The following is a 7426-nucleotide window of genomic DNA, read 5'->3' on the forward strand; positions in this document are numbered from 1 at the left end:
TGGCATAAATCATATTATATGTTCATTAAGCCATGAAGATATTAAATTCATGGTTTGGACTCCTTTTTATATAATCCTGTTTCGTTCCAGTATGTTTTATTGTTCCTGTGCCTTATTATATTTATGAAGCCGAAAATGAGACCTGATAGGGCAACAGTGGAAGTAAATATCAAATAATACCTTATTGACCCCTTAATAGCAGAATCTTTTACCATATCGTATATATTTATTATATGCCCGGAATGACCAAAAATAAACATAAATACAGGAAGCATGGATATTGATATAATCATGCCCATGTTTCTTAAAATAAATAATGAGTTATTTGCCTCTGTTCTGTATGAATAACCTCTTGCATCCGTTATCATGGTCGTGGATGGGGACCAAAACAGTGATCCACCAAGGCCGGCAAGAAAAAGGAGCTCGGGTATGTAGCTTAAATACAGTCCAATAAACATTATGCTAACACCCTCAAGCAGTATTCCCGCATTCATTATCACCTCACCATGCCCATAACGATCATAGAGATATCCCCCAAGTGGGCTTGATATTATTGATGCAAGTGGGTATGGAAATATAAGTATGCCTGCATCAAGGGATGATATTCCAAGGTATGATTCATAGTAGATGCTCATGGCGTAAAGCACAGAAAAAAATGCAAATGATTCAAGAAAGGATGCAATGGATATCAATGAAAACTGCCTGCTTTTTAATAGATTCCTTGATATAACGGGACGCCTGTACTGGGCATAAAAAAAGAATGGAAATATAATTGCTGATATTATTAGATAATATATATTTATAAATGAAATGCCAATGATAAGGGGTACCAAAAATACAAGCATGGCAATGGACGATGTAAAATTAATTTTTTCATTCAATTTTTTGCTTTTCTTTATGAATTTAAATGCAAAAAATATGGCCAGAATGCCAACAGGAACATTAATTAAAAAAATATATCTCCAGTTAAAAAGTACCAAAAACCCTCCCAGCAGGGGCCCCATAAGTGTACCAACTGACCAGGATATTGAATTTATACCAACTGCCCGTCCACGTTCCTCTTGCGGAAATGCATTTAAAATTATGGGTATATCTGTTGCCGTCATAATCCCGGCACCGATGCCCTCGAAAAATCTGGAAATGATCATAAAGTTTATTCCAGGGGATAATGCGACAAAAAGTGACGATGCTGTAAATAATGAGAATCCGGTTATATAGAATTCACGATTGCCAAATTTTTTAATTATTTCTATGGCCGGTGCAAGCATAACTGTTGATGAGATGATGTATATTACTATTACGAGTGTGAGATTTGACACATTTGTTTGAAAGTTTTCTCCTATTTCAGGCAGTGCAAGATAAACAATGGTGGAATCCACGGCTGCCATGAGTGTGCTTAGGGTGGTCACAAGGAGAACATAGTACCTATTCATCTCATGCTAATGTTATATTAATATAAATAAATAACAAATAAAAATTAATGTATATTTTTGTTAACTCTCTTAATATTGAAGTATGAGGCTATTATAAGATATATTATGACCGGCACAAGAATTATAAACATGTTCCTAAAGCCTATCAGATTGTTTATAAAACCCCCCACAGATGGGGTGATTATACCTATAAGCATCATTACTGAAAAGAAATAGCTATTTGCCACATTTCTGCTCGACATATCAAATGTTCTGCTTATTGATACTATAGATAATGGATATGTTACACCGTGGGGTATTCCAAGCATTAGATATGCTATTATATATATGATTGCAAATTTACTGAAGAATATTGCTATTATTCCTGTGAGTGTGACCAGCATTGCAATGGCTATATAATGCCAAAGGTTTTCAGGAGTTTTTATTGAATAAAAAAGCCTTGATGAGAAAGAAATAATAAAAAATCCGGTAAATAGTAATGTTACCTGCGAGTAGGAAAATCCTAAAACGGATTTTGCATATATTCCACCAAAGGTAATAAGAAGTGCGAATACAATATTGTATGCTAAAATTGCATAAACCGCAACCTTAAACCCTGGCTCGCCAAACACATTTATTTTTTTATGGTTCTTCTCGATATTTTCATCCGGAAATTTAATAAAAAAGGAAAAAACCGAGGCCACAATGCCGAATGGAACAAAATACAGGAATATATACCTTAGGGGTTCAAAATTTAATATGTATGATTCATAGGCAGGACCTGCTATAAGGCTCACACTTAGTGCGAGTGTGTAAATTCCCAGAATTCTTTCCCTAACCTTCTTATCACCAGATGAACCGGCGGATGTGATTATATTTGGCATTATTGCACCAAAGGCAAATCCTGCAACAAATATAAATATCCATACAGATATATTATTGGAAAATTCCATTACAGCCAGAATTATGGTAAATGTAATATTTGATGCAATGAAAAGTACCCTCCTGGGAAAAGCACTTAAATGTGTGTTAATTATTGCAGTGGTAATAAATGTTGCCAGTGCCATTACCGATTCTGTTAGGCCAACCTCAACCTGATTAAAATACAGGTCATATTTTGCAAATAATGATATGGTGGTCATCATCATATTATTTGAGGCCCTTACGGCAAGTGTAAGCAAAACAATTATAAATATTGAATAAATTAAATAGGCCTGAGATGAATATTTTAATTTATTTTCCATTTTAATATCATCATATACAATAAGTCAATTATCTATAAATAATTTATCTGTTAAATGAATACATAAATATGAGAAATGAGCTAATATTAAAGGGAACCATAAACCTCCTAATTTTAACCCAGATATCAAAAAAACCAATGTATGGATATGCAATAGAAAAGGAGATAAATTCAATGATAAACACACCACTTCCAACTGGAACAATATATACACTTCTGCATAATTTAGAAAATAGAAATTTTATTAAATTTACAGTTAAAAAAAATAATAATGGACGTATATCAAAAATTTATGAGATAACACCCGATGGGAAAAAGTTTTTAAAATTCCATCTTGAACCATTAAATACGGTATCCATGATTATAAAATATCTGATAAGTGAGATACCCAAAATCACATAAATATTAAAAAATTTATAAAAATTAGAATAATATTTTTTCAATATTATTTTTTATTTTTTCCAGTCTGAGCTTTTCATCCGATGTCAGCCTATCCCTGTTATCAGCAAGGTACTGTATATTATTTTCAATTTTGTCCAAAACCACTGAGTTTTCATTGCCCTTTAAGCTAAATTCAACCTGTTTTTTCCATGGAAACCAGGAATTATTTAAAAATTCCCTTCCGGAATCTGTAATATAATAATATTTCTTTCCGTCTCTTTCTTCCATTTCAAGATATTTAAGGTCATAAAGATTTTTAAGCATTGGGTATATTATTCCGGGAGATGGCACCCATCTTCCATCGGTTATTTTTGCTATTTTTTCTGTTATTTCTGATCCTGTAACCTTACTTTCTGATGCTATTGTTAATATCCAGTATTTAAGTCCAAATCCTCTTCTGCTCTCCATGCCGTGCATGTGGCCACATCCATTATTCATCCCGTGCATATTTTCATTATTTCCCATTCCGTGTCTGTATCTATTATACATTTTTACCCTCCAGATATCTTTTAGTGATATCTAATATAGATATCTATAACAGATATATAAAGTTATGCATTAATTACATAAAGGCAAATGGGGTCTTAAAAAATTTATAAAAATCTGAATTAAATACGATTTTAAGCATACATCAAATGAGTGCCAGTGGCTTATAATTATAACTGGAAAAATTATGCGGTTATTATTTTATTATAATATTATTAATTAATTGTTTTATTTTATACATTAACTTGACCCGGATTTTGGCATTTTAACCACCCAGAGTGCCATGGTAAATGCAAACATGAATCCAAGTATTATTGCTATTATATCAAAAAATAGGGCATTTTTTAAATAGTATTTAAAATTTAAAAGTACATATGTAACGTATACAACGGTGATTACACCAATGCCAATATTTAAACCGATTATTTTTTTTACATTATTTACTGACATTATACAGTGATTTCATTATGATTAATATTTTTTATTTAAATTTTAATCATTTTTTTAATAAATCCTCAGCAGATTTCTTTAATATCATTGCTCCATATTTTAAAGACCTTTCATCCACATTAAAAGTGGGACTATGGTTTGGGGAATATATGCCCTTTTCCCTATTTCCTCCACCAAGGAAATAGTATGCACCCGGAACCTTCTGAAGGTAATATGCAAAATCCTCCCCTCCCATATCTGGTTTTGGATGAACAATATTTTCCTGACCAAGAACCTCTGCTGCATTTTTTTCTATTATTCTGGAAACCTCCTCGTTGTTGATAAGCACCGGATAACCTTTTATATAGTCATACTCATAGTCTATCCTGTATGTTAGCTTTAACCCCTCCAGTATTTCTTTTATTCTCCTTTCTATCTTTGCCTGTGTATCGTTATTAAATGTCCTGACAGTGCCTGTAAGCTCTGCATGGGATGCTATAACATTAAACCTGAATCCTGCATTTATGGTTCCAATGGTAATTACTGCAGCCTCCTGCGGGTCTATTTCTCTGGAAACAATATTATGGATCATTTCAATGAGATGCCCTGATATATAAATTACATCTATTGCATCCTGTGGTGCTGAGCCATGGCCACCCTTTCCTGTTAATTTTATAACAAACCGGTCTGCATTGGCCATCATTTCATGGTAGTATATATATGCCTTTCGCATGTCCTTGTTTCCCCATATGTGCTGGCCTATTATGTAATCAACGCCATCAAGGGCACCATTTTTTATCATTTCAACAGCTCCGCCGGGGGGGTTCTCCTCAGCTGGCTGAAATATAAGCCTTATGGTCCCCGGTATATTATTTTGTTCTGTGAACATTTTTGCCACGCCAAGAAGCATGGCCATATGTGTGTCATGCCCGCATGCATGCATTACACCGGGATTTTTTGATTTGTAATCAATGTTATTTTCCTCCTGTACAGGCAGTGCGTCCATGTCTGCCCTTATTGCCACAGTTTTACTTCCATTGCCCCTAATATCACAGATTATCCCGGTTTCTGTAATTCTTTTTGGTGATAATCCCATTTTTTTTAATTCTTCTTCTATTTTGTCTGCAGTTTTGTATTCCTTAAAGCTAAGCTCGGGATATTCATGAAAATACCTTCTCATGGATATTATATAATCCTCAACTTCCATAGGGGATTAATTTTAAAACATATATAAATATAATTAAAGAAAAATTATTTTATTATCTGTTTCTCTTTTTGATTTCAATAAATATGGCAAGAATTAATATCAAAAGGATTATTAAATCGAAGATTGTAATATTTGCAAATATTGATTCTGCCAGAATGTTAATGCCCAGAATTTTAAAAAATGATCCAAGCGCAGAGTTATAAACAGTTATTAATTTTTCATTTGGGCTTTTAATAAGGTATTCCTGTGAATGAAGATTAAATGATTTGTTATCCATATTATATGATATATTGGCATAGGGAATTACAAATTCTCCAGGCCCATTTAATTTAATCTTATATGTAAAATTATAGTATTCACCAGGTTTTAGTGTAATATTATGTATATCAGAATTTCCAGAAATTAATGATAATGATCCGGTTTTTTCATAATTTTCAATAAAGTAATCCTCGGATATATTAAGATAATATAATGTCGAGTTATCCCGGTTTTGAACCTCATTAATTACTGTGGCCACATGATTATTCTCACTGATTTTAACGTTAAAATACAGGTATGCAGGAAAGGTATAATTGAAGGAAATATTACTCTGGTCAGGATTAAAATTTTGCGTATTATAATATGTTGTATTTGTACTTTCATTGAGAATAGAAACAAAATTTTTATTATTTGAATAAAAAATTGAGTTTATTGATGTTTTACTATTACTGGAATCTGGATAAATTACACCAATGGCAGATACAGTCCCATTAAAATTAATTGTGGAATTATAACCAATTATATCTGACATATTTATTTTATGATATTTACCGGAGGAATGGAATACACTGGGATTTTCAAATAGTCCGGCCAAAAACCTTTCATTATCACTGGTTTTATTCCCACCCAAAAGTAGGGAATAATTGCCATAACCATATATCAAGGCTGATGACCTGAAATTTTCTGAATCATATTTTTTTATTATATTATACATTGATAAATTAGAATTGTAGTTATTAATAACATTTTTAATATATTTTGATTCATTGATATCCTGACCATAAACATATAATTTATATTTTGAATAATTGTATGCAAGCAGTAACTGCGGATTGATAATTCCAGAGTTTTTTAGGATCCCTGAGGTTCCATCAGAGCCTAAAGTATAATTATTTTTGGAAACAACAACAAAAAGCCCTGATGGTACCATTGATAATAATTTTTTAAGGTTCCCTGATATTGGCAGATGTACTATAGAATTTGAGATGTATGTAAGATTATTGCTTAATATGGATGCTGCAAGAATAATATTTGAATTAATATTAGTACTGTTCTGGGCAAGAATCACCGTGTTTATTAATGATCCATTCTCTGTAATAATGTTAATAGATGCCTGAATACCCACATTATTTAGATTATTAGCCGAATTTGCCTCTGTATTTGCATGGTTTATACCGGCAGGAATTACAAAAAATGATGAGATAACAATTAATGTTATAATTACAACAATTATGGCCTCAGCCCTGGCCATCCCTTTATGCCTTTTTTTAAACAGTGAGGCGATAACACCTGAAACCAGAATAACAATTGCCAGGTTCTCTATAATATTAATTATAATAGGATATACAAGTGAGTAGTTAAAAATGCCTGAGGAACCATAAATGCTTGTTTCTGGATTTAAAGCCACAGCATTATTTTTTCCTATTGCTGCAATAATTATGCTGTAAATTGTTGAAATTAGTGGTTCATTCTTTATATCTATTAAATTAACATTGTATGGAATCATATTTGGTAATATGGATAATATTCTCTCCACCCTGCCTGTTATATCAGGAATTGCAGAGGTATATGATGTTATGTCAAGAACTGATATAAGCACAAGGATCATAAAGGAAAATGTTAAAGAATACAATAAAATGGATGTGCCCATGGCCCTGAGCCCTTTTCTTGTGCTGATTCCAACAATAATGCCTATTATAATCCAGCTTATCATTATTGCATAATAATGTATGGGATTTCCTGCGAGGAGACCAATGATGCCCAATAATAGTGGGAGACCATATCCAAGATATGGACCAAGAAGGTTTATCAGTGGTGAGTAAAGCGGTGATACCATATAATATGAAAGCATGACCACACCGATACCACCGGCGATTAAGCCCAAAAGTTTTCCCATAAATATAAAACTTATATCTTTATATAAATATTTGTTTTAAAAATTATAAAGAT

The 7426-nt window shown here is 32.3% G+C and carries 7 protein-coding genes; 1 reads left to right on the forward strand and 6 read right to left on the reverse strand.

The annotated features are described in order from the left end of the window. Positions 1-47: 47 nt before the first annotated feature. Together AOG54_RS03240 and AOG54_RS03245 are read right to left on the reverse strand one after the other, a co-directional pair. Positions 48-1433 (reverse strand): MFS transporter, encoded by a 1386-nt coding sequence (locus AOG54_RS03240; RefSeq protein WP_048101146.1) that lies wholly within the window; start codon positions 1431-1433, stop codon positions 48-50. Between the two features lie 44 nt (positions 1434-1477). Beyond that, positions 1478-2656 carry an MFS transporter gene (locus tag AOG54_RS03245; RefSeq protein WP_048101145.1) on the reverse strand — a complete coding sequence of 393 codons (1179 nt, stop codon included), beginning with the start codon at positions 2654-2656 and terminating at the stop codon, positions 1478-1480. Positions 2657-2724: 68 nt separating this feature from the next. On the opposite strand from AOG54_RS03245, the gene AOG54_RS03250 reads away from it, so the two are divergent. Then, the gene (locus AOG54_RS03250; RefSeq protein WP_048101144.1) at positions 2725-3057 is read left to right on the forward strand and encodes a PadR family transcriptional regulator; all 333 of its coding nucleotides are present in this window, start codon (positions 2725-2727) and stop codon (positions 3055-3057) included. A gap of 21 nt (positions 3058-3078) precedes the next feature. On the opposite strand, the gene AOG54_RS03255 is transcribed toward AOG54_RS03250, so the two are convergent. From AOG54_RS03255 to AOG54_RS03270, 4 genes are all read right to left on the reverse strand, one after another. Then, positions 3079-3585, reverse strand: a complete 507-nt coding sequence (locus AOG54_RS03255) for a PadR family transcriptional regulator (RefSeq protein ID WP_082180420.1) — start codon at positions 3583-3585, stop codon at positions 3079-3081. 237 nt (positions 3586-3822) lie between these two features. Beyond that, a complete protein-coding gene (locus AOG54_RS03260; protein ID WP_048101143.1) occupies positions 3823-4032 on the reverse strand; it encodes a hypothetical protein in 210 nt (69 codons plus the stop codon). 46 nt (positions 4033-4078) lie between these two features. Continuing rightward, positions 4079-5218 (reverse strand): M20 metallopeptidase family protein, encoded by a 1140-nt coding sequence (locus tag AOG54_RS03265; RefSeq protein WP_055032410.1) that lies wholly within the window; start codon positions 5216-5218, stop codon positions 4079-4081. 52 nt (positions 5219-5270) lie between these two features. Continuing rightward, positions 5271-7373 (reverse strand): hypothetical protein, encoded by a 2103-nt coding sequence (locus AOG54_RS03270; protein WP_048101141.1) that lies wholly within the window; start codon positions 7371-7373, stop codon positions 5271-5273. Between the last annotated feature and the right edge of the window lie 53 nt (positions 7374-7426).

It is taken from the genome of Acidiplasma aeolicum (assembly GCF_001402945.1).
GTDB classification, from domain to species: domain Archaea; phylum Thermoplasmatota; class Thermoplasmata; order Thermoplasmatales; family Thermoplasmataceae; genus Acidiplasma; species Acidiplasma aeolicum.